Origin of the sequence: Sphingosinicella sp. YJ22, from assembly GCF_011320075.1 — a bacterium.
Classification (GTDB): Bacteria; Pseudomonadota; Alphaproteobacteria; order Sphingomonadales; family Sphingomonadaceae; genus Allosphingosinicella.
Map to the genome: position 1 here is coordinate 1 of NZ_JAANPA010000039.1, position 22,263 is coordinate 22,263.

Below are 22,263 nucleotides of genomic sequence, written 5' to 3' on the forward strand. Positions count from 1 at the left end.
CGCCTGCGCGCCCCATCGGCGCGGCGCCGCGCGTGCCCGCCGGCCCGCGCCCCGACCCGGTGCCGCGTCCGTGGCTGGACATCGCGCTGGTCCCGGAAAAGGCGCGAGTCGACCTCGACCAGTCGGTGATCGAGTTCGAGCTCACCGTCCGCAACACCGGCGGCAGCGTCGCCCGCGACGTCAAGCTTCAGGCCCGCTTCTTCTGCAGCACCGACCAGCAGGACCAGGAGCTGGCCGCTTATTTCAAGGCCAAGCCGGGCGACTATAAGACGCTGACGATGCCCGATATCCCCGCCGGCGGCGAGATCGTCATGAAGGGCACCGTCGACATCACGCGGGACCGCATCAGCGCGCTGAAGGTCGCGGACAAGCTGCTGTTCGTGCCTCTGATCGGCGTCAACGCCTTCTACGCGTGGAGCACCAGCCGCTCCGGACAGACGTCGAAGAGCTTCGTCATCGGCCGCCAGCCGGACAACGACAACGAGAAGATGGGGCCGTTCCGGCTGGATCTCGGCTCACGCGTGTACCGGACGATCGGGCAGCGGCCTCACAAGATCAGCAAAAGGGTTTGAAGGGGGCCCGCCTGTTCCGCTCCGGTTCAGCGGCGTATCGGAAAAGACACAATCGGCAATTCGCGCGTCCAAAAGGGCGTCGCGACGAAGCGCCGGAACTGGCTTGAAGCGAGAAGGTGAATTAGGATGAAGGCCATGAAGATGCTGGTCCGCCCCACTTTGTTGGCGTTCGCGCTAACCTCGCCCACCCTTCCCGCCGCCGTTCATGCCCAGAGCAATCAGCCGGCCCCGCAGCAGGCGACCCCGCCGGCACCCGCGGCGACCATGCACTGGGCCCGTCCCGCTGCGACCGAGCTGGTCGCCTATGTCGAGCGGCTTGACGCCGAGGGGCTGAGCCCGGCCAATTACGCCCCCGACCGGCTCCGCGCCGCCCTGACGGCCGGCGACCAGGCCGCGTTCACGCGAGTCGCCGACGACATCTTCATGCGCCTCGCCCGCGACCTCAGCGGCGGATCGGTGCGCGGCGCCGACCGGGTGAGCTGGTACATGGCGCCGAGCGGCATCGACGAAGCCGAGCAGCGCAACCTGCTGGAACGGGCCAAGCGCGGCGGCGTCGCCGGAATCCTCGACGGCCTGCTGCCGACCCACCCGCAATATGTCGGCCTGCGCCGAGCGCTCGCCAATCCGGCCAATGCCGAGCGTCGGGACCTCATCCGCGCCAACATGGAGCGCTGGCGGTGGATGCCGCGCAACCTCGGCGAGCGTCACATCATCGTCAACGTGCCGGCGTTCACCGCTGCCTTCATCGAGAATGGCGAGGTGATCGCCCGCCACCGCACCGTCGTCGGAGCGACCAGCACGCCGACCCCGCAGCTGTCCGCGACGGCCGTGGCGGTGACTTTCAACCCGTGGTGGACGGTGCCGCAGAGCATCGTGCGCACGATGCGCGGTTTCGGCGGCTACCAGGTCCGCGAGGCCAACGGCTATCGCATCGTCCGCCAGCCGCCGGGCCCGCGCAACTCGCTCGGCCGGGTCAAGATCGAGATGCCGAACGAGCATGCGATCTACCTTCACGACACGCCGGCGCAGAATCTGTTCAGCCGATCGGTGCGCGCGTTCAGCCATGGCTGCATCCGCACCCAGGGAATCCGCGACTTCGCCGCCCGCCTGCTCGAATCGACCGGCGAGTGGGACCGCGGCCGGATCGACGAGGCGATCGCCGCCGGCCGCACCACGCAGGCCCGGCTCGCCGCGCCGATGCCGGTCTACATCTCCTACTTCACCGCGGCAGCGACCAACGACGGCAACATCGTCACCTATACCGACGTCTATGGCCGCGACACGCGGGTGCGCCAGGCGCTCAACCGAGCGCCGAGCGACCGCGCGATGGCGAGCGGAAGCTAGGGTCGAGCCCGGCCGTCAGGTCCGGGTCCCGAGATTTGGAGAGGTAGGCGGCTTACGCCCGGCTGGCGTAGAGGAAGCGGCCCGGACCGAGGCGGCCGAGCGTTTCCTGAAGGCTCGCATAGGACATCGCGAAGCAGCCCTCGCTGCGGCCGAGAAGGCCGCGGGTGGCGAGCATGCTCGGCTCGGCATACCAGGCCGAGTGGACGACGATCGCCCGCTGGTAGGCGTTGTTGTTGGTCCAATCGAGGCCCTGGACCCGCATCGAGCGGCCGTAGCGGCCGTTATAATATTCGTCGGTGAGATAGGCGCCGTCGGACGTCGCCTCGGAGCCGACTCGGTTGGAGAAGCGCTGCAGCAGACCGGTATGCTCGGGATCCGAGCCCCGGCCGTGCGCGACATGGTGCTGCGAGACACGGCCGCTGCCGGTATCGAGAAGGTAGAAGCGCGGCTGGCTCGACATCCGCCCGAAATCGACGATGCCGACCGTGTCGGTGTGGCGCAGGCGCGAGCGGTGGCGGTCGTAGGACGCGCGCGCCGCCGCGACGAGCAAGGGATTGACGCTCGGGTCGACCTGGACGCGCGGCTGCGCCGGGACCGTTGCCCGCGCAATAACGGGCGGCTGCGGGCGCGCCGGAAGCGGCTGGCCGGGATGCGGCTGGCGCATGGGCGTGGCGGTCGTGCCCACGCCGGCCATGCCGGGACGGCGGCGATCCTGGAGCAAGCTCGCGCCGGCCGGACTCGCAAGTCCCAGCAATCCGGTGGCCAGCCCAGTCTCGACAATCTGCCTACGCGTGAAACGCATCAACACCCTCCGCTCTAAGAGCGAAAGTAAGTCTCCTTGCGTTAGCGAATCAATTACGTCCGGGGGCGTGAGAGTGCGGTTCGTCCCGGCAGGCCTGCGACTTGCCGCATGGAGAGGAACTTGCGTGTCCGCGCGGTTAACTTCTTGCCCGATTCCGAGCCGAGCTACACCCGCTGCTCCGGCTCTCAGCCGTCGGAGATTTTGCCGCTTGCCCGGACCTCCGAGACGGCGCGCAGCAGGCGATGCGCCGTCTCCTCGGCGGCATCCGGCGACATCGTCACCGCCACACCGTCAGGGCCCTCAATGATGATGCTGCCCTCCTCGGCGATGACATCGCTCGCCTGGCAGTGCGCTGCGACTGGGTCCATTGGAACCCACCTCCTTCTACCCTATAGCGCGCCGGAGGCATGACTTCCGGCGGATTAACCTCCCGCACTGGGTCGGGCCTCGGATCCGTGGTAAAAACCGCAGGAAAGCGAGGCGTTCCAATCTTTCCCGCGTCCGAAACGAGTATCGAGACTTGCAGCAAAGCCCCCGCCGCCTAACCGTCTATGTCATCGACGATGACAGCAGCCTGCGCACGATGATCAGCAGGATGATCGCGGAATCGCCGGATCTGACGTCCCATCCCTTCGCGTCGGCCGGGGATTTCCTCGACGGGCTCGACGGATTGAAGCCAGGCTGCATCCTGCTCGACCTCAGGATGCCCGACATGGACGGCTTCACGCTGATGCAGACTCTGCGCGACCGGGGCATCGACTGGCCGGTGATCGTCATGACCGGCGCCGGCGACATCCCCGTCGCGGTGCAATCGATGAAGCTCGGTGCCGTCGAATTCCTCGAAAAGCCGATCCGCATCGATCCGCTGCTCGAGACGCTGAAGCGCGCCGCCGGCCTGCTCGATGAGCGGCTGCAGGCGGGGGAGCGTCACCGCCAGGCGAAGGCGCGGGTCGAGCAGCTCACCGCACGCGAGTTCGAGGTTCTGCAGGGCCTGCTCGCCGGACAGTCCAACAAGGAGCTCGCCCAGTCGCTCGGCATCAGCCTGCGCACGGTCGAGATGCACCGCGGCAACATGATGGACCGGCTCGAAGTCGCCAGCCTCGCCCAGGCGGTCGCGCTGGCGCTGGAGGCCGGAGTCCGCCCGGCGGCGCAGACGTCGGCCTAGCGCGGTTGGGCGGCGGGTCCTGGCTGCCGGCCTGCAACCGCGACAGAAAGAGCAGCTAGATCGAGAAGCTGGTGCCGCAGCCGCAGCCGGAAGCGGCCTGCGGGTTGCGCACCTGGAAGGCGGCGCCACCGAGACTTTCGACGAAATCGACGACGCTGCCGCGCACCAGATCCAGCGAGACGTCGTCGACGACGAGGCGCACGCCGTCGGTCTGCACCACAATATCGCCCTCCCCAGCCGCGTCGGCGAGGCCGAACTTGTACTGGAAGCCGGCACAGCCGCCGCCTTCGACCGACAGGCGCAGCATCGCCGGCTTGCCTTGCTTCCCGGCGATCAGCGCAACGCGCGCCGCCGCCGCGGGGCTCAGCGCGATGTCGGCGATGTCGGTGGTTTCACTCATAGGATGGAGATAGGCGGGCCCCCGCCGCACCACAAGCGGCTCACCCCTTGGCGCGGTAGCCGCAGATCATTCCGAACAGGAAGGCCATGAACAGCCCCAGCTGGACCTTGCCGGCGGGATCGGACCAGCCGAGGAACTGCTCGCCGAAGCCGAACAGAGCGATAAACATCGCCATCGCCAAACCGAGCATCCGAATTCCTTCCCGCGTGCCGCCGGACGCAATAGCCGCAACGCGGTAAAGCACGCGTAAATCCTTGCCGCGGTGAACCACAGAGGCCATATGCGCGGCACCTTCTTCGGGCGGCCCCGCCGTCTCATCCCCAGGAGCTGACGCGCATGAAATACCGGGTCCATGTGACGCTCAAGTCCGGCGTGCTCGACCCGCAGGGCAAGGCGATCCACCATGCATTGGAGGGCCTTGGCTTCGACGGCGTCCGCGACGTGCGCGCCGGAAAGCTGATCGAGCTCGAGCTGGAGGACGACTCCGCCGGCGAGGGCGACATCGACCAGATGTGCCGCAAGCTGCTCGCCAACACCGTGATCGAGAATTACCGGATCGAGAAGGTGGAGGCGGCGGGCCAGCGCTCATGAAGACCGCCGTCATCGTCTTCCCCGGCTCCAATTGCGACCGCGACGTCGCCGAAGCGCTTCGCCTCGCGACCGGCATGGCGCCGGCCATGGTATGGCACAAGGAGACCGAGCTGCCCGAGGGCACCGGCATCGTTGCCGTGCCCGGAGGCTTCTCCTACGGCGACTATCTGCGCTCCGGCGCAATCGCCGCGCGGTCGCCGGTGATGCAGGCGGTCAAGGCCGCCGCCGACCGGGGCGTGGCCGTGATCGGCATCTGCAACGGCTTCCAGATCCTCACCGAGACCGGGATGCTGCCCGGGGCGCTGATGCGCAACGCCGGCATCCGCTTCGTCGGCCGCGACGTCGGCCTCACCGTCGACAACAGCCAGTCGGCGTTCACCAGCCGCTACGATTCCGGCGAGAGCGTGGTCTTCCCGGTCGCGCATCACGACGGCAACTACACCGCGAACGAAGAGACGCTCGACCGGCTCGAGGGCGAAGGCCGCGTCGCCTTCCGCTATGCCGAGGAGGTCAATGGCTCGGCGCGGCGCATCGCCGGCATCGTCAACGAAGGCGGCAACGTGCTCGGCCTGATGCCCCACCCCGAGCGCGCGGTGGAGCCGGCGCATGGTCGAACCGACGGCAAGCGGCTGTTCGAGGGCCTGGTCGAGGCGCTCGCCTGAAGCCTGAAAAAGAGAAAGGCCGCCCCTTTCGGGACGGCCTTTCCATTGTCAGCCGAAGCGGCCTGAAGTCAGGCGCGGACCTCCGCGGAGGCTGCGCTCACCTGGCTCGCCGCGAACGGCATATGACAATGAGACATCAGACCACCTCCTTTCAGTTGTTGCGAACTGATCGGAATGTGGCGATCCTTGCCTCTATTTCAATGAGTTAGGCGGCCTTGGCGAGCGGCGCTTCGGCGCGCGCGATCCACTCCTCGACGATCGGCGCGATCTTCGTGCGCCACTTGCTGCCGTGGAAGATGCCGTAATGGCCGACGCCCTCGGCCATGTAATAGCGCTTGTCCGAGGCCGGCAGTCGAGTCGCGATGTCGAGCGCCGCCTTGGTCTGGCCGAGGCCGGAAATGTCGTCGCGCTCGCCTTCGATCGCGAGCAGCGGGATGTCGGTGATCGCGGCCGGATCGACCGCCACGCCGCGATGGGTCATCTCGCCCTTGGGCAGCAGGTGCCGCTGGAACACGACGTCGATGGTCTGGAGGTAGAATTCGGCGGTCATGTCGCAAACCGAGCGATATTCCTCATAAAAGGCCATCGTCGCGTCGGCGCTATCTCCGTCGCCCTCGACGAGATGCTTGAACATCCCCCAGTGGCTGACGAGGTGGTTGCCGAAATTCATCGCCATGAAGCCGGCGAGCTGGAGGAAGCCCGGATACACTTTCCGGCCGCTGCCCGGATACGTGTAGGGCACGGTCGCGATGACGTTGCTCTTGAACCAGGAGAAGGGCCGCTGGGTCGCGACCGTGTTGACCTCCGTGGGCGCCTCGCGGGTGTCGATCGGCCCGCCCATCAGGGTGAGCGTCGCCGGGCGATTGGGATGGCGGTTGGCGCTCATCAGCGCCGCCGCGGCATAAGCCGGCACCGACGGCTGGCACACCGCGAGCACATGCGGTCGGCCGCCGATATGCTCCATGAACTCCACGAGATAGTCGACATAATCGTCGAGATCGAAGCGGCCATCCGCGAGCGATACCAGCTTCGCGTCGCGCCAGTCGGTGATGTAGACGTCGTGGCCCGGCATCATCCGCTCGACCGTGCCACGCAGCAAGGTCGCATAGTGGCCGGACATCGGCGCGACGATGAGCAGCTTGGGGCCGCCCTCGACGCCCTCACGCCGGAATCGCTTCAGTTGGCCGAACGGCTTGCGGAGCACGATCTCCTCGTGGACCGCGACCTCGCGGCCGTCGACCATGGTGGTGGCAAATCCGAACTCCGGCTTGCCGCGCGGCGCCGAGGCGTGCGCGAACACCTGCAGCGCGGACGCCATGATCGGGCCCATGTGCGAATAGGCGAACGGATTGGCGGGATTGTTGAGGAGGCCAGCGCCGATATCGGCCATGGTGCTCGCCCCGGTCAGCAGCGAGCGCTGCACTTCATACGCGTCGTAAAGCATTCAAACTCCAGCCCCGCCCTGAATATGGGTATTGAATAGCAGGGGTTAAGGCTTGTTCCATCGCAAACATGAGATCGTCCCCAGGCTTGTGCGCGGCATTGAGCAGGCGGAACGCCGCTGCTAGGCCGGCGCCATGGCCGCGACACCCGTTACCGGCGACAGCAACGGCGCGGGCGAGAGCGCGCAGCCGGGCAAGTTCGCCAATCTCCTGATCATCTGGCGCTTCGTCGCCCGCTACCGCGGCCATGTCGCCGGGGCGATCCTCGCGCTCGTCGTCGCGGCGGCCGCCACGCTCGCGATCCCGAGCGCGTTCCGGCTGATCATCGACCGGGGTTTCGGCGGCGACGGCGCCGACATCGGCCGTTGGTTCCAATATCTGCTGCTGATCGTGGCGATCATGGCGGCCGCGACGGCGACGCGCTTCTATTTCGTGTCCTGGCTCGGCGAGCGCGTCGTCGCCGACCTGCGCATCGCCGTCGACCGCAACCTGCTGCGCCTCGAGCCCGCCTATTTCGAGGAGAACCGCCCGTCCGAGATCGCCTCGCGCCTGACTGCGGACACGACGATCATCGAGGGGGTGGTCGGATCGACCGTCTCGGTGGTGCTGCGCAACGTGCTGATGGCGTTCGGCGGGCTCGCTTACCTGTTCGCGCTGGCGCCGCGGCTCACCGCGATGCTGCTGATCGTCATCCCGGTGGTGGTGCTGCCGATCACCTTCTTCGGCCGCAAGGTGCGCACGGTGTCGCGCAAGAGCCAGGACCGGGTCGCCGAGGTGGGCGCGATGGTCGACGAGACGATGGGGGCGATGAAGATCGTCCAGGCGTTCGGCCAGGAGGAGCGCGAGGCGAGCCGCTTCCGCACCGCGGTCGACGCGGTGTTCGCGACGGCCAAGACCCGGATCCTGCTTCGGGCGGTGATGACCGCGGTGGTGATCGCGCTCGTGTTCGGATCGATCACGCTGGTGATGTGGCAGGGCGCGCTCGACGTCGCCGCCGGGCGGATAAGCGGCGGCACCATCGCCGCCTTCGTTCTGACCGGCGGCCTCGTCGCCGGCTCGTTCGGGGCGCTGACCGAAGTCTATGGCGAGCTTCTGCGCGGCGCCGGCGCCGCCGGCCGGTTGGCGGAACTGCTCTCGCAGGAGCCGGCGATCCGCGCCCCGACCAATCCCAAGCCGCTGCCCGAGCCCCCGCTCGGCACTCTTGCGTTCGATGACATCACCTTCCGCTATCCCACCCGGCCCGAGGTGAGCGCTCTCACCGGCTTCAACCTCGACGTGAAGCGCGGCGAGACGCTGGCGGTGGTCGGACCGTCCGGCGCCGGCAAGTCGACGCTGTTCCAGCTCGCCCAGCGCTTTTACGACCCCGAGACCGGAAGCGTCCGTATCGACGGGGTGGACGTGCGCGAGGCCGACCCGGCCGACATCCGTGCCCGTATCGCCGTGGTGCCCCAGGAGACGGTGATCTTCGCCGCGTCCGCGCGCGACAACCTGCGCTACGGCAAGTGGGACGCGAGCGACGAGGAGCTGTGGAGCGCGGCTGAGGCGGCCAATGCCGCGGACTTCCTGAGCGCCCTCCCCGAGGGGCTCGACACCTATCTCGGCGAAGGCGGAGCGCGCCTGTCCGGCGGCCAGCGCCAGCGCGTGGCGATCGCCCGGGCACTCCTGCGCGACGCGCCGCTACTGCTGCTCGATGAGGCGACTTCGGCGCTCGACGCGGAGTCGGAGCGCCTGGTCCAGCAGAGCCTCGAGCGGCTGTTCGAGAACCGCACCACCCTCGTCATCGCCCACCGCCTCGCCACCGTGCGCGCAGCCGACCGCATCGTCGTCATGGACAAGGGCGAGATCGTCGAGGAAGGCACTCACGACACGCTGAGCGCCCAGAACGGGCTCTACGCGCGGCTGGCACGGCTCCAGTTCGAAGGGCTGGCGGCCTGAGATTCCGGGCTCCGGCCTTCGCCGGGGCACAGGAACCCAAAAAAAGGCCCGGTGTTGCCACCGGGCCTTTCCGTTTTCTGCTCTGATCGGCGCGCTTAGTCGCGGCTGCCCATCAGGTTGAGCAGGAAGGTGAACATGTTCACGAAGTCGAGATAGAGCGATAGCGCGCCCATAATCGCCGCCTTGCCGAGGAAATCGGTGCCGGCGACCTGGAAGTAGAGGCTCTTGATCCGCTGCGTGTCGTAGACCGTGAGGCCGGCGAACAGCAGCACGCCGATGACGCTGATCACGTACATCATCGCCTCGGACTGCATGAACATGTTGACGATCATCGCCACCAGAAGGCCGACGACGCCCATGATCAGGAAAGTGCCGAAGCCGCTCAGATCACGCTTCGTGGTGTAGCCGTAGAGGCTGAGACTCGCGAAGGCGGCCGCGGTCGCGAAGAAGGTCGCCGCGATCGATTCCCCGGTGAACACCAGGAAAATCGTCGACATCGACAGACCCATGACCGTCGCGAACGCCCAGTAGAGCAACTGCGCCGTCCCGGTCGACAGGCGGTGGATGCCGAAGCTCAGCACCATCACGAACGCCAGCGGCGAGAACATGATGACATATTTCAGGATGCCGGGGCCGACCATGATGTCGAACGCCATGCCGCTGCTGGCAAACAGCAGAGCGACGATGCCGGTCCACAGTACGCCCGAGGCCATGTAATTATAAACGGAAAGCATGTGCTTGCGCAGGCCGGCGTCGTAGCCGGTCACATCCCGACCGGCATAATCCGTCGCGGCATGCGGCGGCGCACCGAAGCGCGTGTCAAACCGATCTGCCATAGTCCCTACTCTCTCCTTTAGCGGCGATGATGCCGCCTCACGCCAATATCAGCGGAGCGCAGGGGGATTTCAAGCGAAACACGTGGTTACCCGCAGCGGGCGGTCCGCGGGAATCCGTGCGTTTCGCCGACCCAGCCGCTCTAGCGAAGCATCCGCCTCGGCCCTAAATGCCTGCCATGCACCGGCTCTTCGTGGCCATTCGGCCGCCGTCCAACATCCGAGACGCGCTGCTGGACCTGATGGGCGGGATCAGCGGCGCGCGCTGGCAGGACGACGACCAGCTCCACCTCACCTTGCGCTTTCTCGGCGAGGTCGACCGCCATCAGGCCGAGGACGTCCATGCCGCGCTGGGATCGATCCACCATCCGCCCTTCGGGTTGGCGGTCAGCGGCCTCGGTGTCTTCGACAAGCGCGGCGTGCCGACGACGGCCTGGGCAGGGGTCGCTCCGCCGGAGCCGGTGCACACCCTCCACAAGAAGGTTGATCAAGCGATGGCGCGCGTCGGCATCGAGCCCGACCGCCGTGCCTTCCACCCGCACATCACGCTGGCGCGGCTCGGGCGCAGCTCCGGTCGGACCGACGGCTTTCTGGCCCGCTCCGGCACGGTGAGCAGCGAGGTGTTCCGGGTCGGGGCGTTCGGCCTTTACGAGAGCCGGCTGACGCCCGACGGGGCCGTCTATACGAAACTGGAGACCTATCCCCTCGCCTGATCGGCGCGCCGCTCGCGGCGCCAGGCGATAAAGGAATAGAGGATCGGCACCCCGGCGGCGATGCCGATGACGACGATCGCCACCGTCGCGAGCAATCCGGAAGGCAGCGGCAGCATGGCCGCGACCACCATGGCGATCCCCCCGAGCACCATCAGCTTGCCGCACAGGCGATGAGTCTTGATCCACACCTCCTCGCTCGCCAGCGTCCACGGCGTGCGCAGGCCGATGAGGTACATCGAGCGGGACTTGCCCAGCTGATTGCCGATCAGCACCAGCATCACCCCGACCGAGCCGACGATCAGATGATTGACCGGAATGCCCCAGCCGAGGCCGGTCGACAGCAAGGCGAGTTGGATCACCGCGCCGATCATCAGCAGCGCGACCCAGCCCCACAAATAGAGACCCTGGCTGCGCGCCAGGCCGTCGCGGCGAGGCTCGAGCGACGGCAGGAAGTAGAAGAGCAGCGACACGCCGGCGGTGAGCGCGACCGGCATCAGCAGCGCGGTCCACTTGTCGGCGAAGGCGTCGGGCTCGCCGTTGATGCCCCAATGGGTCGGCAGCCGGATTCCGTCCGGCATCGCCATGCCGCCGAACAGCGCCGTGGCGCCGAGCGTTGCCACCACCAGCAGGGATGCAAGGCCCACGCTGTTCCTGGTCATGTCGCTTCTCCCTCCGTGCGGGCGCTGACGCCCATCTTGCCCATGAAGCCGAGCAGAGCCTCTTCGAGCACGCTCATGTTGATCGAGTAGAGGATGGAGTTGCCGCGCTGGTCGGCGTGGATCAGCCCGGCCTCCTTCAGCTTGTGAAAATGCCCCGACATGGTCGGCTTCGACACGTCGAAGGCGTCGGCGATCTCGCCGGCGGTCCGGGAGCCGCCTTTCAGCATCTCGAGGATCGCCCGCCGGGTCGGATGCGCCAAGGCTTCGAAGATGACGTTCACCGGGCTGGATGCTCCGCCAGGAAGTCAGCGATGCTCGACACCACCCCGTCCGCGAGCGGCAGATTCGCGTTGCCATAGGTCGCGAGATTGGCCGCGCGGTCATCGCTGTCGACCGCCTTCAGCACATGGTTGACGTTGGGCAGCACCACCAGCCGGGCGCCCGGATTCGCGCTCGAAAGCGCACGGGCATCCGCCTCGCCGATCTGGACGTCGCGGCCGCCGCTGAGGATCAGCACAGGCCGGTCATAACCGGCGATCATGCGCGCCGGATCGTGCGACATGAGGTCGATGAGGAGAGGTTGCACGGCAGCGTTGAAGAGCGGCCGAAGCACCGGGCTGACCCCCGCCTCATCGACCCGCTCACCCCGCTCGAGTCGGTCGATCGCCGCCAGCGCCTCGTCCAGGAACGGCGCGTTCGCCGGGTTCGCGCGCAGCTGCTCGCGGATGACTTGCCCCAGGGGCCGTCCCGGCGCCGTGGCCAGGATAAGGCCACATACGCCTTCCCGTTCCCGCGCGGCGAGAGCGACCAGGCCACCTTCGCTATGTCCGAGCAGCCAGACGCAGGACGCGCCGGTGCGGCGCCGAACCTCGGGGAGCCAGGCGCCGACATCCGCCGCATAATCGGCGATGGTCGCCGCGTTGCCGTTGGGCACCGCCTCGCGGCTGCCGAACAGGCCCCGCTTGTCGATGCGGACGCTGGCGACGCCGCGCTCGGCCAGCCCTTCCGCCAGCAGGCGGTAGGGGGCAGCGCGAACCCCAATCGGATTGTTGCCGTCGCGGTCGGTCGGGCCGGAGCCGGGAAGGATCAGCACCGCTGCGCGGGCATTGCCCTCGGGCGCAGTCAGCGTGCCGCGCAGCGCACCGTCCGGGCCGGGAACGCTGACTTCGGTCGAGACCGGGGCAGTCGCCACCGCCAGAGCCGCCAAAATCGTCGCGATCGTCATCGTCGCCTCCTGGTTAGCCTGTTAGCTATTTAGCTAAATAGCTAACATTCAGGCGCGCGTCAAGCGCCGGCGGCAGTCAGCAGCCGGTCGACCAGCGAGGCGTAGCTAACCCCGAACAGTCGGAGATGCACCAGCGCCGGGAACAGCTGATAGAGGGCGCGACGCTCCCCCCAGCCGGGCTCGAGATCGCCATAGGCCTCCCAAAAGGCCGGGTCCGGACGACCGAACAGGCAGATCATCGCCAGATCGACCTCGGCATGGCCATGATAGCAGGCCGGATCGATGAAGGCCGCGAGCCGGCCGTCGCGGACGAGCATGTTGCCCGCCCAAAGGTCGCCATGGAGAAGCGAGGCCGGAGGCCGCGCCGGCAGGAGATCGGTGATGCGCGCCGCCAGGCGCTCGACGCGCTCCCGCCACGGCCGATCGAGCAGGGCCGCGGTCTCGACAAGCCGTTGCTCGCCCCAGAAGCGCGGCCAGTCCTCAACTGGATTGTTGTCGAGCCGCACCGAGCCGAACGCGTAGTCGACCGGCCAGCCGTAGCTTTCACCGAGATGATTGTGCAACGCCCGCGTCCGCGCGCCGATATCGGCCCAGGCGCGCGGTGTGAACGCCTCGTCCGCATCGACATATTCGATCAGCAGGACGTCGCCATATTCCGCCTCGACCGCCGGCACGGGGACTCCGGCGGCGGCCAGCTCGCGAAGCATCTGCGCCTCGGTCCCCGCCGCCGGCCCGCCCTTGGCAACGACCGCCTGGCCGCCATCGCGATGCAGCAGCAGCACTTCCGACAGGTCGCCGCCATAGAGGCGCTGGATCCGCTCCGGTGCGACGCCGGTCAGCATCGCGACCTTGTCGCGGAAGGCGCTCAGCCGTGCTGCTCCTTGAGGCGACGGGCGAGCGCCGCGGCGCCTTCGGTGACTTCCCGCCAAGTCGCGTCGAAAAGGCTGTCCTCGCCATAATAGGGATCGGCGACCGCTTGACCTTCGCGGCCCGGAACATGGTCCATGAGCAGCGACAGCTCCGCCTTGGCGCCGGCCGGCCGCATCGCCTCGAGGTTGGCAAGGTTCTGAAGGTCGAGCGCGACGATCTGGTCGAAGACGTGGAAATCCTCCGGCCGCACCTGGCGCGCGCGCAGGTGCGAGATGTCGACGCCGTTGCGCTGCGCGACCGCCACCGACCGCGGATCGGGCGGATAGCCGAGATGCCAGTCGCCAGTGCCGGCGGAATCGACCTCAAGATCGAGGCCGATGCGCTCCGCCTCGGCCACGAGCGCCGCCTCGGCCAGCGGCGAGCGGCAGATATTGCCGAGACACACGAACAGAACCGACGCACTCATCGCGACCTCGCCCTCGCGCATTGCCAAAAGCCGGCCCTCTGCTAGCCATTGACCAACGCCAGAGCAATGCGAGGGTTGAGGATGGCCGAAGCTGCCGCACCGATGGAGGGGACGCAGCGACCGCGCGTGTCCGCCTATGCCTGGTATGCGCTGTTCGTCCTCGTCCTCGTCTATGTCGTCAACTTCATCGACCGACAGATCCTGTCGATCCTCGTCGCCGACATCCAGGCCGACCTCGGCGTCACCGAGGCGGAGATCGGCTTCCTGTACGGAACCGCCTTCGCCGTCTTCTACGCCCTGTTCGGAATCCCGCTCGGGCGGCTGGCCGACAGCTGGTACCGCGGCCGGCTGATGGCGATCGGGCTGGCGCTGTGGTCGTCGATGACCGTTGCGTCGGGTTTCGCGTCGACTCTCGGCCAGCTCACCGCCGCGCGGATCGGCGTGGGCATCGGCGAGGCGAGCGCGTCGCCTGCCGCCTACTCGATGATCGCCGACAGCTTCCCCAAGGAGCGCCGAGCCACCGCTTTGTCGATCTACTCGGCCGGCCTCTATATCGGCGGCGCGCTCAGCCTGCCGATCGGCGGCGCCGTCGCGAGCGGCTGGAACCGGGCCTATCCGGCGGCCGAGCTCGCGCCGCTGGGCCTCGCCGGATGGCAGGCCGCCTTCCTCGCCGTCGGCCTGCCCGGGCTCCTCCTCGCGTTGTGGGTGCTGTCGCTTCGCGAGCCGCAGCGCGGCGCGATGGACGGCCATCCCCAGCCCATTGTGCGGCCCAACGCCTGGCGCGACTTCGGCCGCGAATTGTTCGCGATCATCCCGCCATTCACCCTGTTCAACCTCGCGGCGCTGTCCGCGAAGGCGCTGCGCACCAATCTCGTGGCGCTCGCGGTGATCGTGCTCGCAGCCTACGGGCTCGTCCTGCTGACGGGCAACTGGCCACAATGGGTCGCCTACGGCCTCGGCGTCTACGCCGTCTTCTCATGGGTGCAGTCGCTCAGATTCCGCGATCCGGCCACCCATGCGCTGATCTGGGGCCATTGGGTGGTGGTGCTGATCACCGCCGCGTTCGGCAGCATCGCCTTCGTCGCCTATGCCAGCACCTTCTGGTTCCCGCGCTATGCCGAGGCGACCTTCTATGCCGGCCCGCTGGCGCCGGGACTCTTCTTCCCGGGCATGACGGCGAAGACCGAGGTCGGCCTGATCCTCGGCACGACCAACGCGGTCACCGCCGCTCTCGGAGTCATCATCGGCGGCTATCTGTCCGACCTGTGGCGTCAGCGCGATGTGAACGGGCGGCTCTACATCAACATGCTCGCGGCGGTGCTGCCGCTGCCGATCATCACCTATATGCTGACCACCGATAGCGCGACCGGCTTCTACGTCGCGAGCCCCCTCGCCCACCTGTTCAGCTCGCTCTGGGTGGGGGCGGCCGTCGCGACCCTGCAGGACCTGGTGCTGCCGCGCATGCGCGGCACGGCCGGCGCCACCTACATCCTCGGCACGACGATGGTCGGGCTGGCGCTCGGGCCCTATTATGCGGGCCAGGTCGCGGCGGCGGCCGGCAGCCTCGCCGCCGGCATCTTCGCCTTGTTCGCGATGGTGCCGCTCACCCTGACGGCGCTATGGATCGCCTCGCGCCATCTCGGCGCGCTGGAAGCGAGCAAGGAAGAGCGGGCGCGTGCCGCCGAGTCAGCGGACGCCGCGCCGCTCGGCGCAGTCTAGCCGAACACCCCGCAGCCGATCCGCGTGCCGCTATTGCCGCTCGGGTCGGTGCGGTAATCGTCGGGCCCGGCATGGACGACGATCGCGGCTCCGTCAGCGTCGAGCATGCCGCCGACGCCGCCGGAAAGGCGGGCGTCGGGGATGGTGAAGGCGATCTCGCCCTGGCCGTTCGCGCCGACGATGAGGTTGGGAAGGTCGCCGCGGTGCGGGCCTTGCGGATTCTGGCTGCCATGCTGGCGCATGGTCGGGTTCCAGTGCGGTCCCGCGCTGGTGAAATCGCCTTCGCAGCGGCCGACCGCATGAACATGAAGGCCGTAAGACCCGGGCCGTAGCCCGCTTGCGCTCACCGAGATCCGCAGACCGTCATTCTGCTGCACGGCGCTGGCGACGGCGAGTTGGCCTCCGCTCGGAGCGAGGACTCGGGCGCTGGCTTCGGTCCATGCGGGCGCCGGCGTCCCAGGCGATCCGTTGGGCACGCATGCCGCGACCGCCAGCCCGCACAGTCCCACAACCGGCAACGACTTCCTCACGCGCATGCTAGGCTCCATCAAAATCGGGAATTGTTCAGCGGGGCAACGATCGCCTTGGGCCAAGAGTTGCGGCGGCGACGCTCAGGCCGATACCGGCGAGCGATCGGCCACCTCGATGCTGCCGGTGCGCCCCCGCATCGGCTTGCCGACGCCCTGCCACTGGAAGCCGGCGCCGGTCACCTCCTGCGGCGTATAGATGTTGCGCAGATCGACCAACTCGTCGCCGGCCATCACCGCCTTCAACCGCTTGAGGTCGAGCGCGCGCAGCACGTCCCACTCCGTCACCAGCACCACGGCGTCGGCGCCCTCGGCAGCCGCGTACGGCGTGTCGCAGAAGGTCATGCCGGGCATCAGCGGACGCGCCTGTTCGACGCTCTCGGGATCGTAGCCGCGCACATTCACGCCGGCATCTTCCAGCGCCTGGAAGATCGCGATCGAGGGCGCGTCGCGCATATCGTCGGTGTTGGGCTTGAAAGCGAGGCCGAGCAGGGCGACCGTCTTGCCGCGCGGCTCCTCGCCGAGCGCCTTGATCACCTTGCGGCCCATCGCGCGCTTGCGCGCGTCGTTCACCTTGACCACCGCCTCGACGATGCGGACGGGCGACTGATAATCCTCCGCTGTCTTCAGCAGCGCGAGCGTGTCCTTGGGGAAGCAGGAGCCGCCGTAACCGGGCCCCGCATGCAGGAACTTCGGGCCGATGCGGTTGTCGAGGCCGATGCCGCGCGACACGTCCTGGACGTCGGCGCCGACCTCCTCACACAGGTCCGCGATCTCGTTAATGAAGGTGATCTTGGTCGCGAGGAAGGCATTGGCCGCATATTTGATCAGCTCGGCCGTGCGGCGCGAAGTGAACAGGAGCGGCGCACGATTAAGGTAGAGCGGGCGATAGACGTCGCGCATCACTTCCTCGGCGCGACCATCCTCGACGCCCATGACGATTCGGTCGGGACGCTTGAAGTCCTCGATCGCGGCGCCTTCGCGCAGGAACTCGGGGTTGGAGCAGACCGACACCTCGGCGTCTGGCGCCACTTCGCGCAGGATGCGTTCGACTTCGTCGCCGGTGCCGACGGGGACCGTCGACTTGGTCACGACCACGGCCGGGCCGTCCAGTGCCTCGGCAATCTCGCGCGCCGCGCCGTAGACATAAGAGAGGTCGGCGTGTCCGTCGCCGCGGCGCGAGGGGGTGCCGACGGCGATGAAGATGGCCTCGGCCCCTTTCACGCCCTCGGCAAGCTCGGTGGTGAAAGACAGTCTGCCCTGCCGCACGTTGCGCTCGACCAGCTGGTCGAGGCCCGGCTCGAAGATCGGCATCACCCCCTTCAGGAGCGCGTCGATCTTCGATGCGTCCTTGTCGACGCACACCACGTCATGGCCGAAATCGGAAAAGCAGGCGCCGGAGACCAGGCCGACATAGCCGGTCCCAATGATCGCAATCCGCATTGAGCACTCCAGTCACGGGAAATTTTGAGGCCCGTTAACGCAGGAGTGGCGCGAGGAACAGACAATTAGGTGGCGGAAGCAGGGCACCAAAAAAAGGAGCCGACCCCTTGCGGGCCGGCTCCCATTTTTTCTGACTTCGGTCCTGCCACCGAAGCGACAGGTAAGAAGGGCTTCTTAGAAGCCCGAACCCGGACCGAAGGTGATCTCCACGCGACGGTTGTCCGGCTCGCGGACGCCGTCGGCCGTGTCGACCGCCGGACGGCTCTCGCCGAACGCCTGCGTGGTCATCGCGCCGGACGGAACACCGCGGCTCGCGAGGTAGTCGCGGGTGTTGTTGGCGCGGCGCTGCGACAGGCCGACGTTGTAGGTCGCGCTGCCCGAACGGTCGGCGTGACCGGCGAGAACGACCTGAGCCTGACCGGTGCGCTGGTAGACCGAGGCCACCTCGTCGAGGCGAGCACGGGCGGTCGCGCTCAGTTCATCCACGTCCCAATCGAAGTAGATGATGAACGGACCAACCGGAACCGCCGGACGCGGGCAGGTGGCCAACTGGCTCTGGCGAACCTGGGTGGTGCCATCGCTCTGCGGCGGCGGCGGGCAGGTCACGATCGGATCGACGATCGGGCACTGGCCGTTGGCGTCACGAGCCGAGCCGTCCGGGCAGGGCGGCGGCGGAGTGACGCACACGCCGTTGGCGTCGCGATAGTTCGGCGCCACGCAGTCATCAACGACTTCGACGGGAGCGCCGAAGTTGAAGGTGATGCCACCGAGCAGCGAGTGCGAGCGGAAGCGCGCTTCGACGTCCTGCCCGTTGAAGCCGACGGTGTCGACATTCTCGACGTTGAAGAAGCGATAGCGCAGCGTCACGTCGATGTTCGGCGTGATCGCGGCGCGGACGCCGGCAATCGCCTGCCACGCGAAGTTCGTGTCGGAGTCGTCGAGGAACGCCCCCTGGTTGGCAAACGCGCGCATGTTGCTGAAGTCGACGCGAGCCATACCGACACCGCCGCCGATAAAGCCGCTGAGGCCGTCATCGTCGCCGAAGTCGAGCATGGCGTTGACCATGCCGCTCAGGACATTGGTCTCACCGCCGCCAGCGTCTCGCACACCCGCAATAAAGGCCGGCGAGAAGCCCGGCAGACCGGGCACCGCGGAATTGTAACCCTCGAGCTCGGCGCTCTTGTAGGCGACTTCGGCTTCCAGTCGGAACGCACCGAAATCGTAGCCGACGAACAGCGCGCCGTCATAACCATAGTCATGATCGAGCGAGACGACCCGATTGGTTCCGTCCGGATCAAACGCCAGATCAACGTCTTCGACGATCATCGCACCGAAATCACCGCCCACGTACCAAGCGCCATCACGCGCGAGAGCCGGGCCAGCAAGGACGGTGGTCGACAGCGCCACTGCAATGGCGAGCTTCCGCATAATCTTCCCCTTTCTTCAGCGTCGGGTAACCGACGACTAGGACTCATTACGGTACCGGAGGTTTCCGCGCAAGCGCACTTCACCCCGCACCTGTTGCACAAAGGCCTCAGCTCGCGAAGAAGATGAACCCCCGATGATCAGGCGCTCCCCCAAACCCTGATGCGGCTCTGAGGTTGCATGAAAGAGGAAGGCGATCGTCAATCAATCAGGCCGTGTGTCTCTAGTGCAACAATGATCGCCGCGACTGCGGAACGAGCCTCCGCATCAATTGTCGTTCCGCCAGAAGGACTTGGGATTGCCGGCTGGCGCGAGCCAACGACCTGCTGTCCTGCGATGACCAGAGCGGCCGCGGGCAGGCCTCCGTCGCTCCAGCCGGAACCATTCCAGTGGAGCCACAAGCCAGCGACCTTGTCCCACACGCGCGTGCCGGGCTGCGGTGTGAGGAAGCGCCACCCGCCACCGGTCCAGCCAGCCATACTGTCGTCCTGTCCTTCCCAAGCGCCGGTCGCGGCGGCTGCGACGATCCAGCACTGGCCAATTTCCGCAGTCGCCGGCGGAACGGCGCTCGGGCTGCCCTCGACAGCGGCCTCGAGCAATAGGTCCACCAAGCTCAGCGCCTCGTTGTGAAAGACCTCCTTCTGCGCCTGCCCCGGCTGCAGCAGCGGCAATGCGAAGCGCGCGCTCCGTTCAGTCATCGGGCTTCTCCTCGTGGATCAGGGAATGACGAGCGTCGCCGGCCGCGACGACCCGTGCGTGCCGAGCTGCACAATCTCCACCGTCACCGGCGCGACACCGTCCCCGGCCCGCTCGCTTGCGGTGTAGAGATAGGCCGGGCTGGCCGCCTCGGCGCTGCGCTGGCCGTTGAAGGTCAGGCGGTAAAGCTCCCGCTCCTCGCCCAGCGGCGTGTCGGCGCCGCTTGGCCAGGTCCAGCCCTGCCGGCTCCTCCGCACCCAGCGGATCTGCGTGCCGTCGCCGGCCGGGTCAGCCGCTAAGTGAACCGGCGCTGGCGGCCTTGCGGCCTCACCCGTCAGGGTCAAGGTCGCCTGCGCAGGTTCCTCATCCGCGATCCCGGACGCGAGCAACTCCACCACCGCGCCGGCCTCCAGTCCGGGTGGGAGATCGATGATTCGGACGCTGTGCGGCTCGATCAACGCGAAGCCTTCGCCGATCGCGTGCCCGGCCGCGGCCCATTCCGTTCCGCGTCTCCCGCGCAGCAGCCGCGATAGGCGGAAGACCCCGTCGCCGACCGGTGCCGCGCGCCCGAACTGGACTAGCTCCTCGCCGATCAGCGCAAGGTTAGCGCCAGCGACGAGCGCATCATCATCGCGCGACAGCAGCTCCATTTCGTCGTTGAGCAGTTCGACCAGGACACTGTTCTCGGCGTCGATCAGCGACGATCCTGCCGTGGGCAGGAGCGTCGTCACGGTCCCGAGCACCGCCGGCGCAGCGGTCCCGCCGAGATCGTTCCAGCTTGCACCGCCGTCGAAGCTCGCCGAAAGCGCAGCGCGGCGCCATCCGGGCTGCGGCCCCGCCGCGAGCACCGCGACGACTGGGCGTTCCTCCGAGCCGTCGACCGGCGGCAACTCGTGGAGCCGAACGACGGTCGGCCCGTGCGGCATGTCGGGCTGCTCGAGCACGCGGCCAGCGCTCGCTGCTGCTGGAAGAGGAATCGCGCCGCCAACCCCGCGCGCCAGGTCGAGTTGAACGGTCATCGGCCCGATCGTCGCCCGCTGGACGGCCACATTCCGCCTTCGCCCTCGAGCTCGACCAGCGTTCCCGCTCGCAGCTCCGCGCGCGACCAGCCAAGCGTCACGGTCGCACTCGTCCTGCCGACCCAGAGGCATTCCAGCCGCCGCTCGGCGATCGCCTTGGCGGCGGCGGCGTCGAGCACGGCCGGAAGCGCTCGCTGTTCGCCACGCGCTTCGGCGCCGCCGGCGGCGGTCGCCCGCTGCAGCCCCGTCTGATAGTCGCGTGCGGCGTCGTAATAGGTAACGGTCACTTCGCGCGGCAGGGTGGCCGCCGCGCGGCGCTCCACTTTCCGCCGCCCCGCCTCCTCCTGCGCCGCGACGACTTGGACGGGCTCGGAAGCGAGAGAGATGACGAGCTGCGAGCCGTCGTCGGCAATCGACAGCGGCACGATCCCCGCCAAATCCTCGATCGCCGCGCGCACGCTGTCGCCGCCGGCTGCGAAACCGGCCAGCGCGGGCGTCTCGCCCGCGGCCAGTGCCCCGCCGCTCAACTCCTCGGCGACGGCACCGATCGTCACTGGTCCCGGGTCCGCCACCACCTCGAACGACAGCGAGGGTATGCGGTTGCCGAAGTCCGCCAGCTCGAGTTCTTCGAACATGACGTAGGCGATGCCGCGAAACGCCGGCGCCAGGCCGGTACCCTCCGCCGAAGCGATCAGCGGGTCAGGGACTTGGTTCTCGCTGCCAGGATAGAAGCGGAACCCGGTCTTGGCCTTCCAATCGCCCGCAGCGCCGCGCAACAGTTTGCCGTCCGCCCAGATCCGCCGCACCTCGGCGATCGGCCGTCCGGACAGCGCCACTGCGAAGCTCGCGCCATAGCTATAGTCGACCGTGCCCGGCCGGCCCTTGCCGCCGCCGCTGGTCGCGCGCCGTTCGATGATCTCGGTCGACCAGATCACGGTTCCCGCGACGCGCATCGTGCCGAATATCTTCGGAATCGCGCTGCCATAGGCCGAGGTCTGGACCGAGAGATCGCCAAGCCGCGGGCCGTGGCGCGCCTTCGGGGCGAACAGCCGCTGGTCGATCGCCTGCCCCAGCACGGCGCCGATCGCACCGCCGATCGGCCCGCCCACCATCGTGCCGACGGTCGTGAGGACTAATGTCGCCATAAGCGTCAGGCTCCGATCAAGGGTGAACAGTCCGGGCTGGGCTCGGCATCGCCGGGCATTGCGGCTTCGGCGAAACGCCACGTTCCCACCACGGTCCAGGGCGGAGTCCCGGGCCGTTCCACCACCCGCCGAAGCCGGGCATCGGCGTGGATCAACGACTTGCCCGTCCATATCCCGAGATGCAGCTGTCCAGGCCCCGCCTGCATCACCAGCACGTCGCCGGCCGTGGGAACCGCTGCTGCGCACAACCCGGCCGCCCGCAACTCCATGGCAAGTATCTCCGCGGCTCCCCCGCGCAGGGCATAATCGCCCCGCACCTGCTTGATCCCGAGCGCGACGGCGACGAGACCGACGCAATCGAGCCCTTCGCGCCCCCGCCCCTGCGCCCTGAAGCGAATGCCGACATGCGCACGCGCTCGCGCGATGATCGCGTCAGCGCGGCCGCTCATCGCCCTCGGCCGGCACCGGCGCGGGCCGCGGATCCTGCGGCCACGGCAGCTTGCACCGACAAGGCCCAACCTCGACGACTCCGTTCTGGAGATCCACCTCCACGCCGTCCGGCAGGTGCGCGCACCCGCCGAGCCCGAGCAACAGCATTGCAAGGCCAGCC

General features: G+C 67.9%; 26 protein-coding genes. 8 read left to right on the plus strand and 18 right to left on the minus strand.

Going from position 1 to position 22,263, the window contains the following annotated elements; all coding sequences use genetic code 11:
• Positions 1-572 (plus strand): hypothetical protein (locus G7B71_RS12825; RefSeq protein WP_207774799.1); only part of this gene is annotated, 572 nt, incomplete at its 5' end.
• A gap of 135 nt (positions 573-707) precedes the next feature.
• The gene (locus G7B71_RS12830; RefSeq protein ID WP_166041498.1) at positions 708-1,916 is read left to right on the plus strand and encodes a L,D-transpeptidase family protein; all 1,209 of its coding nucleotides are present in this window, start codon (positions 708-710) and stop codon (positions 1,914-1,916) included.
• Positions 1,917-1,968: 52 nt separating this feature from the next.
• Here the strand turns inward: G7B71_RS12830 and G7B71_RS12835 are convergent, their stop codons facing one another.
• Both G7B71_RS12835 and G7B71_RS12840 read right to left on the minus strand, forming a co-directional pair.
• Positions 1,969-2,718, minus strand: coding sequence for a murein L,D-transpeptidase catalytic domain family protein (locus G7B71_RS12835; RefSeq protein ID WP_166041500.1), 750 nt, complete (start codon positions 2,716-2,718; stop codon positions 1,969-1,971).
• Between the two features lie 185 nt (positions 2,719-2,903).
• The gene (locus G7B71_RS12840; RefSeq protein WP_166041502.1) at positions 2,904-3,086 is read right to left on the minus strand and encodes a hypothetical protein; all 183 of its coding nucleotides are present in this window, start codon (positions 3,084-3,086) and stop codon (positions 2,904-2,906) included.
• 152 nt (positions 3,087-3,238) lie between these two features.
• Between G7B71_RS12840 and G7B71_RS12845 the strand changes: the two genes are divergently transcribed.
• Positions 3,239-3,883 (plus strand): response regulator, encoded by a 645-nt coding sequence (locus G7B71_RS12845; protein WP_166041504.1) that lies wholly within the window; start codon positions 3,239-3,241, stop codon positions 3,881-3,883.
• 55 nt (positions 3,884-3,938) lie between these two features.
• Here G7B71_RS12845 and G7B71_RS12850 read toward each other — a convergent pair whose 3' ends face one another.
• Entirely contained in the window at positions 3,939-4,283 is a 345-nt protein-coding gene (locus G7B71_RS12850) for an iron-sulfur cluster assembly accessory protein (protein ID WP_166041506.1), read from the minus strand.
• Positions 4,284-4,323: 40 nt separating this feature from the next.
• A complete protein-coding gene (locus G7B71_RS12855) occupies positions 4,324-4,473 on the minus strand; it encodes a hypothetical protein (protein WP_166041508.1) in 150 nt (49 codons plus the stop codon).
• A gap of 146 nt (positions 4,474-4,619) precedes the next feature.
• Between G7B71_RS12855 and purS the strand changes: the two genes are divergently transcribed.
• A complete protein-coding gene (purS, locus tag G7B71_RS12860; RefSeq protein ID WP_166041510.1) occupies positions 4,620-4,874 on the plus strand; it encodes a phosphoribosylformylglycinamidine synthase subunit PurS in 255 nt (84 codons plus the stop codon).
• A complete protein-coding gene (purQ, locus tag G7B71_RS12865; protein WP_166041512.1) occupies positions 4,871-5,536 on the plus strand; it encodes a phosphoribosylformylglycinamidine synthase subunit PurQ in 666 nt (221 codons plus the stop codon). Before purS ends, purQ begins: the two co-directional genes overlap by 4 nt.
• Before the next feature lie 205 nt (positions 5,537-5,741).
• Here the strand turns inward: purQ and phaZ are convergent, their stop codons facing one another.
• Positions 5,742-6,980 (minus strand): polyhydroxyalkanoate depolymerase, encoded by a 1,239-nt coding sequence (gene phaZ, locus G7B71_RS12870; protein ID WP_166041514.1) that lies wholly within the window; start codon positions 6,978-6,980, stop codon positions 5,742-5,744.
• Positions 6,981-7,113: 133 nt separating this feature from the next.
• Here phaZ and G7B71_RS12875 point away from each other — a divergent pair, with 133 nt between their 5' ends.
• A complete protein-coding gene (locus tag G7B71_RS12875) occupies positions 7,114-8,913 on the plus strand; it encodes an ABC transporter transmembrane domain-containing protein (RefSeq protein WP_166041516.1) in 1,800 nt (599 codons plus the stop codon).
• A gap of 95 nt (positions 8,914-9,008) precedes the next feature.
• Here G7B71_RS12875 and G7B71_RS12880 read toward each other — a convergent pair whose 3' ends face one another.
• Positions 9,009-9,749, minus strand: a complete 741-nt coding sequence (locus tag G7B71_RS12880) for a Bax inhibitor-1/YccA family protein (protein WP_166041517.1) — start codon at positions 9,747-9,749, stop codon at positions 9,009-9,011.
• A gap of 176 nt (positions 9,750-9,925) precedes the next feature.
• Here G7B71_RS12880 and thpR point away from each other — a divergent pair, with 176 nt between their 5' ends.
• Positions 9,926-10,459 carry an RNA 2',3'-cyclic phosphodiesterase gene (gene thpR, locus G7B71_RS12885; protein WP_166041519.1) on the plus strand — a complete coding sequence of 178 codons (534 nt, stop codon included), beginning with the start codon at positions 9,926-9,928 and terminating at the stop codon, positions 10,457-10,459.
• Here the strand turns inward: thpR and G7B71_RS12890 are convergent.
• From G7B71_RS12890 to G7B71_RS12910, 5 genes are read right to left on the minus strand one after another with little or no spacing between them, the layout of a single operon-like run.
• Positions 10,444-11,118, minus strand: a complete 675-nt coding sequence (locus G7B71_RS12890) for an SdpI family protein (protein WP_166041521.1) — start codon at positions 11,116-11,118, stop codon at positions 10,444-10,446. The two genes, thpR and G7B71_RS12890, sit on opposite strands and share 16 nt — an antisense overlap.
• Positions 11,115-11,399: an autorepressor SdpR family transcription factor gene (locus tag G7B71_RS12895; RefSeq protein WP_166041524.1), complete on the minus strand. Its 285-nt coding sequence runs from the start codon at positions 11,397-11,399 to the stop codon at positions 11,115-11,117. The genes G7B71_RS12890 and G7B71_RS12895 overlap by 4 nt, the downstream gene beginning before the upstream one ends.
• Positions 11,396-12,343: an alpha/beta fold hydrolase gene (locus tag G7B71_RS12900; protein ID WP_166041526.1), complete on the minus strand. Its 948-nt coding sequence runs from the start codon at positions 12,341-12,343 to the stop codon at positions 11,396-11,398. Before G7B71_RS12900 ends, G7B71_RS12895 begins: the two co-directional genes overlap by 4 nt.
• 59 nt (positions 12,344-12,402) lie before the next feature.
• The gene (locus G7B71_RS12905) at positions 12,403-13,185 is read right to left on the minus strand and encodes a fructosamine kinase family protein (protein ID WP_166041528.1); all 783 of its coding nucleotides are present in this window, start codon (positions 13,183-13,185) and stop codon (positions 12,403-12,405) included.
• Between the two features lie 23 nt (positions 13,186-13,208).
• Complete coding sequence (locus tag G7B71_RS12910; RefSeq protein WP_166041530.1) at positions 13,209-13,679, minus strand: low molecular weight protein-tyrosine-phosphatase; 471 nt, start codon at positions 13,677-13,679, stop codon at positions 13,209-13,211.
• An 81-nt stretch (positions 13,680-13,760) separates the two neighbouring features.
• On the opposite strand from G7B71_RS12910, the gene G7B71_RS12915 reads away from it, so the two are divergent.
• Positions 13,761-15,398 (plus strand): MFS transporter, encoded by a 1,638-nt coding sequence (locus G7B71_RS12915; RefSeq protein WP_166041532.1) that lies wholly within the window; start codon positions 13,761-13,763, stop codon positions 15,396-15,398.
• On the opposite strand, the gene G7B71_RS12920 is transcribed toward G7B71_RS12915, so the two are convergent.
• The 7 genes from G7B71_RS12920 to G7B71_RS12945 form a co-directional block, all read right to left on the minus strand.
• Complete coding sequence (locus G7B71_RS12920; RefSeq protein WP_166041535.1) at positions 15,395-15,934, minus strand: superoxide dismutase family protein; 540 nt, start codon at positions 15,932-15,934, stop codon at positions 15,395-15,397. The two genes, G7B71_RS12915 and G7B71_RS12920, sit on opposite strands and share 4 nt — an antisense overlap.
• A 75-nt stretch (positions 15,935-16,009) precedes the next feature.
• Positions 16,010-17,368 (minus strand): UDP-glucose/GDP-mannose dehydrogenase family protein, encoded by a 1,359-nt coding sequence (locus G7B71_RS12925; RefSeq protein WP_166041537.1) that lies wholly within the window; start codon positions 17,366-17,368, stop codon positions 16,010-16,012.
• 174 nt (positions 17,369-17,542) lie between these two features.
• Entirely contained in the window at positions 17,543-18,796 is a 1,254-nt protein-coding gene (locus tag G7B71_RS12930) for an OmpA family protein (RefSeq protein WP_166041539.1), read from the minus strand.
• A gap of 197 nt (positions 18,797-18,993) precedes the next feature.
• The gene (locus tag G7B71_RS12935) at positions 18,994-19,491 is read right to left on the minus strand and encodes a DUF2793 domain-containing protein (protein WP_166041541.1); all 498 of its coding nucleotides are present in this window, start codon (positions 19,489-19,491) and stop codon (positions 18,994-18,996) included.
• Positions 19,492-19,509: 18 nt separating this feature from the next.
• Complete coding sequence (locus G7B71_RS15715; RefSeq protein ID WP_243406240.1) at positions 19,510-20,508, minus strand: hypothetical protein; 999 nt, start codon at positions 20,506-20,508, stop codon at positions 19,510-19,512.
• Positions 20,505-21,653 (minus strand): phage tail protein, encoded by a 1,149-nt coding sequence (locus G7B71_RS15720; protein WP_243406241.1) that lies wholly within the window; start codon positions 21,651-21,653, stop codon positions 20,505-20,507. Before G7B71_RS15720 ends, G7B71_RS15715 begins: the two co-directional genes overlap by 4 nt.
• A 5-nt stretch (positions 21,654-21,658) precedes the next feature.
• A complete protein-coding gene (locus G7B71_RS12945) occupies positions 21,659-22,102 on the minus strand; it encodes a C40 family peptidase (protein WP_166041543.1) in 444 nt (147 codons plus the stop codon).
• Positions 22,103-22,263 lie beyond the last annotated feature (161 nt).

Excerpts from the sequence above, each read along its gene's own strand:
- G7B71_RS12915 (WP_166041532.1), top strand. The coding sequence starts at position 13,761 with ATGGCCGAAGCTGCCGCACCGATGGAGGGGACGCAGCGACCGCGCGTG.
- purQ (WP_166041512.1), top strand. The coding sequence starts at position 4,871 with ATGAAGACCGCCGTCATCGTCTTCCCCGGCTCCAATTGCGACCGCGAC.
- G7B71_RS15720 (WP_243406241.1), bottom strand. The coding sequence starts at position 21,653 with ATGGCGACATTAGTCCTCACGACCGTCGGCACGATGGTGGGCGGGCCG.
- G7B71_RS12855 (WP_166041508.1), bottom strand. The coding sequence starts at position 4,473 with ATGCTCGGTTTGGCGATGGCGATGTTTATCGCTCTGTTCGGCTTCGGC.
- G7B71_RS12850 (WP_166041506.1), bottom strand. The coding sequence starts at position 4,283 with ATGAGTGAAACCACCGACATCGCCGACATCGCGCTGAGCCCCGCGGCG.
- G7B71_RS12890 (WP_166041521.1), bottom strand. The coding sequence starts at position 11,118 with ATGACCAGGAACAGCGTGGGCCTTGCATCCCTGCTGGTGGTGGCAACG.
- G7B71_RS12925 (WP_166041537.1), bottom strand. The coding sequence starts at position 17,368 with ATGCGGATTGCGATCATTGGGACCGGCTATGTCGGCCTGGTCTCCGGC.
- G7B71_RS12840 (WP_166041502.1), bottom strand. The coding sequence starts at position 3,086 with ATGGACCCAGTCGCAGCGCACTGCCAGGCGAGCGATGTCATCGCCGAG.
- G7B71_RS12920 (WP_166041535.1), bottom strand. The coding sequence starts at position 15,934 with ATGCGCGTGAGGAAGTCGTTGCCGGTTGTGGGACTGTGCGGGCTGGCG.
- G7B71_RS12830 (WP_166041498.1), top strand. The coding sequence starts at position 708 with ATGAAGATGCTGGTCCGCCCCACTTTGTTGGCGTTCGCGCTAACCTCG.
- G7B71_RS12905 (WP_166041528.1), bottom strand. The coding sequence starts at position 13,185 with ATGCTGACCGGCGTCGCACCGGAGCGGATCCAGCGCCTCTATGGCGGC.
- purS (WP_166041510.1), top strand. The coding sequence starts at position 4,620 with ATGAAATACCGGGTCCATGTGACGCTCAAGTCCGGCGTGCTCGACCCG.
- G7B71_RS12910 (WP_166041530.1), bottom strand. The coding sequence starts at position 13,679 with ATGAGTGCGTCGGTTCTGTTCGTGTGTCTCGGCAATATCTGCCGCTCG.
- G7B71_RS12900 (WP_166041526.1), bottom strand. The coding sequence starts at position 12,343 with ATGACGATCGCGACGATTTTGGCGGCTCTGGCGGTGGCGACTGCCCCG.
- G7B71_RS12930 (WP_166041539.1), bottom strand. The coding sequence starts at position 18,796 with ATGCGGAAGCTCGCCATTGCAGTGGCGCTGTCGACCACCGTCCTTGCT.
- G7B71_RS12935 (WP_166041541.1), bottom strand. The coding sequence starts at position 19,491 with ATGACTGAACGGAGCGCGCGCTTCGCATTGCCGCTGCTGCAGCCGGGG.
- G7B71_RS12945 (WP_166041543.1), bottom strand. The coding sequence starts at position 22,102 with ATGAGCGGCCGCGCTGACGCGATCATCGCGCGAGCGCGTGCGCATGTC.
- G7B71_RS15715 (WP_243406240.1), bottom strand. The coding sequence starts at position 20,508 with ATGACCGTTCAACTCGACCTGGCGCGCGGGGTTGGCGGCGCGATTCCT.
- G7B71_RS12880 (WP_166041517.1), bottom strand. The coding sequence starts at position 9,749 with ATGGCAGATCGGTTTGACACGCGCTTCGGTGCGCCGCCGCATGCCGCG.
- G7B71_RS12875 (WP_166041516.1), top strand. The coding sequence starts at position 7,114 with ATGGCCGCGACACCCGTTACCGGCGACAGCAACGGCGCGGGCGAGAGC.
- thpR (WP_166041519.1), top strand. The coding sequence starts at position 9,926 with ATGCACCGGCTCTTCGTGGCCATTCGGCCGCCGTCCAACATCCGAGAC.
- phaZ (WP_166041514.1), bottom strand. The coding sequence starts at position 6,980 with ATGCTTTACGACGCGTATGAAGTGCAGCGCTCGCTGCTGACCGGGGCG.
- G7B71_RS12835 (WP_166041500.1), bottom strand. The coding sequence starts at position 2,718 with ATGCGTTTCACGCGTAGGCAGATTGTCGAGACTGGGCTGGCCACCGGA.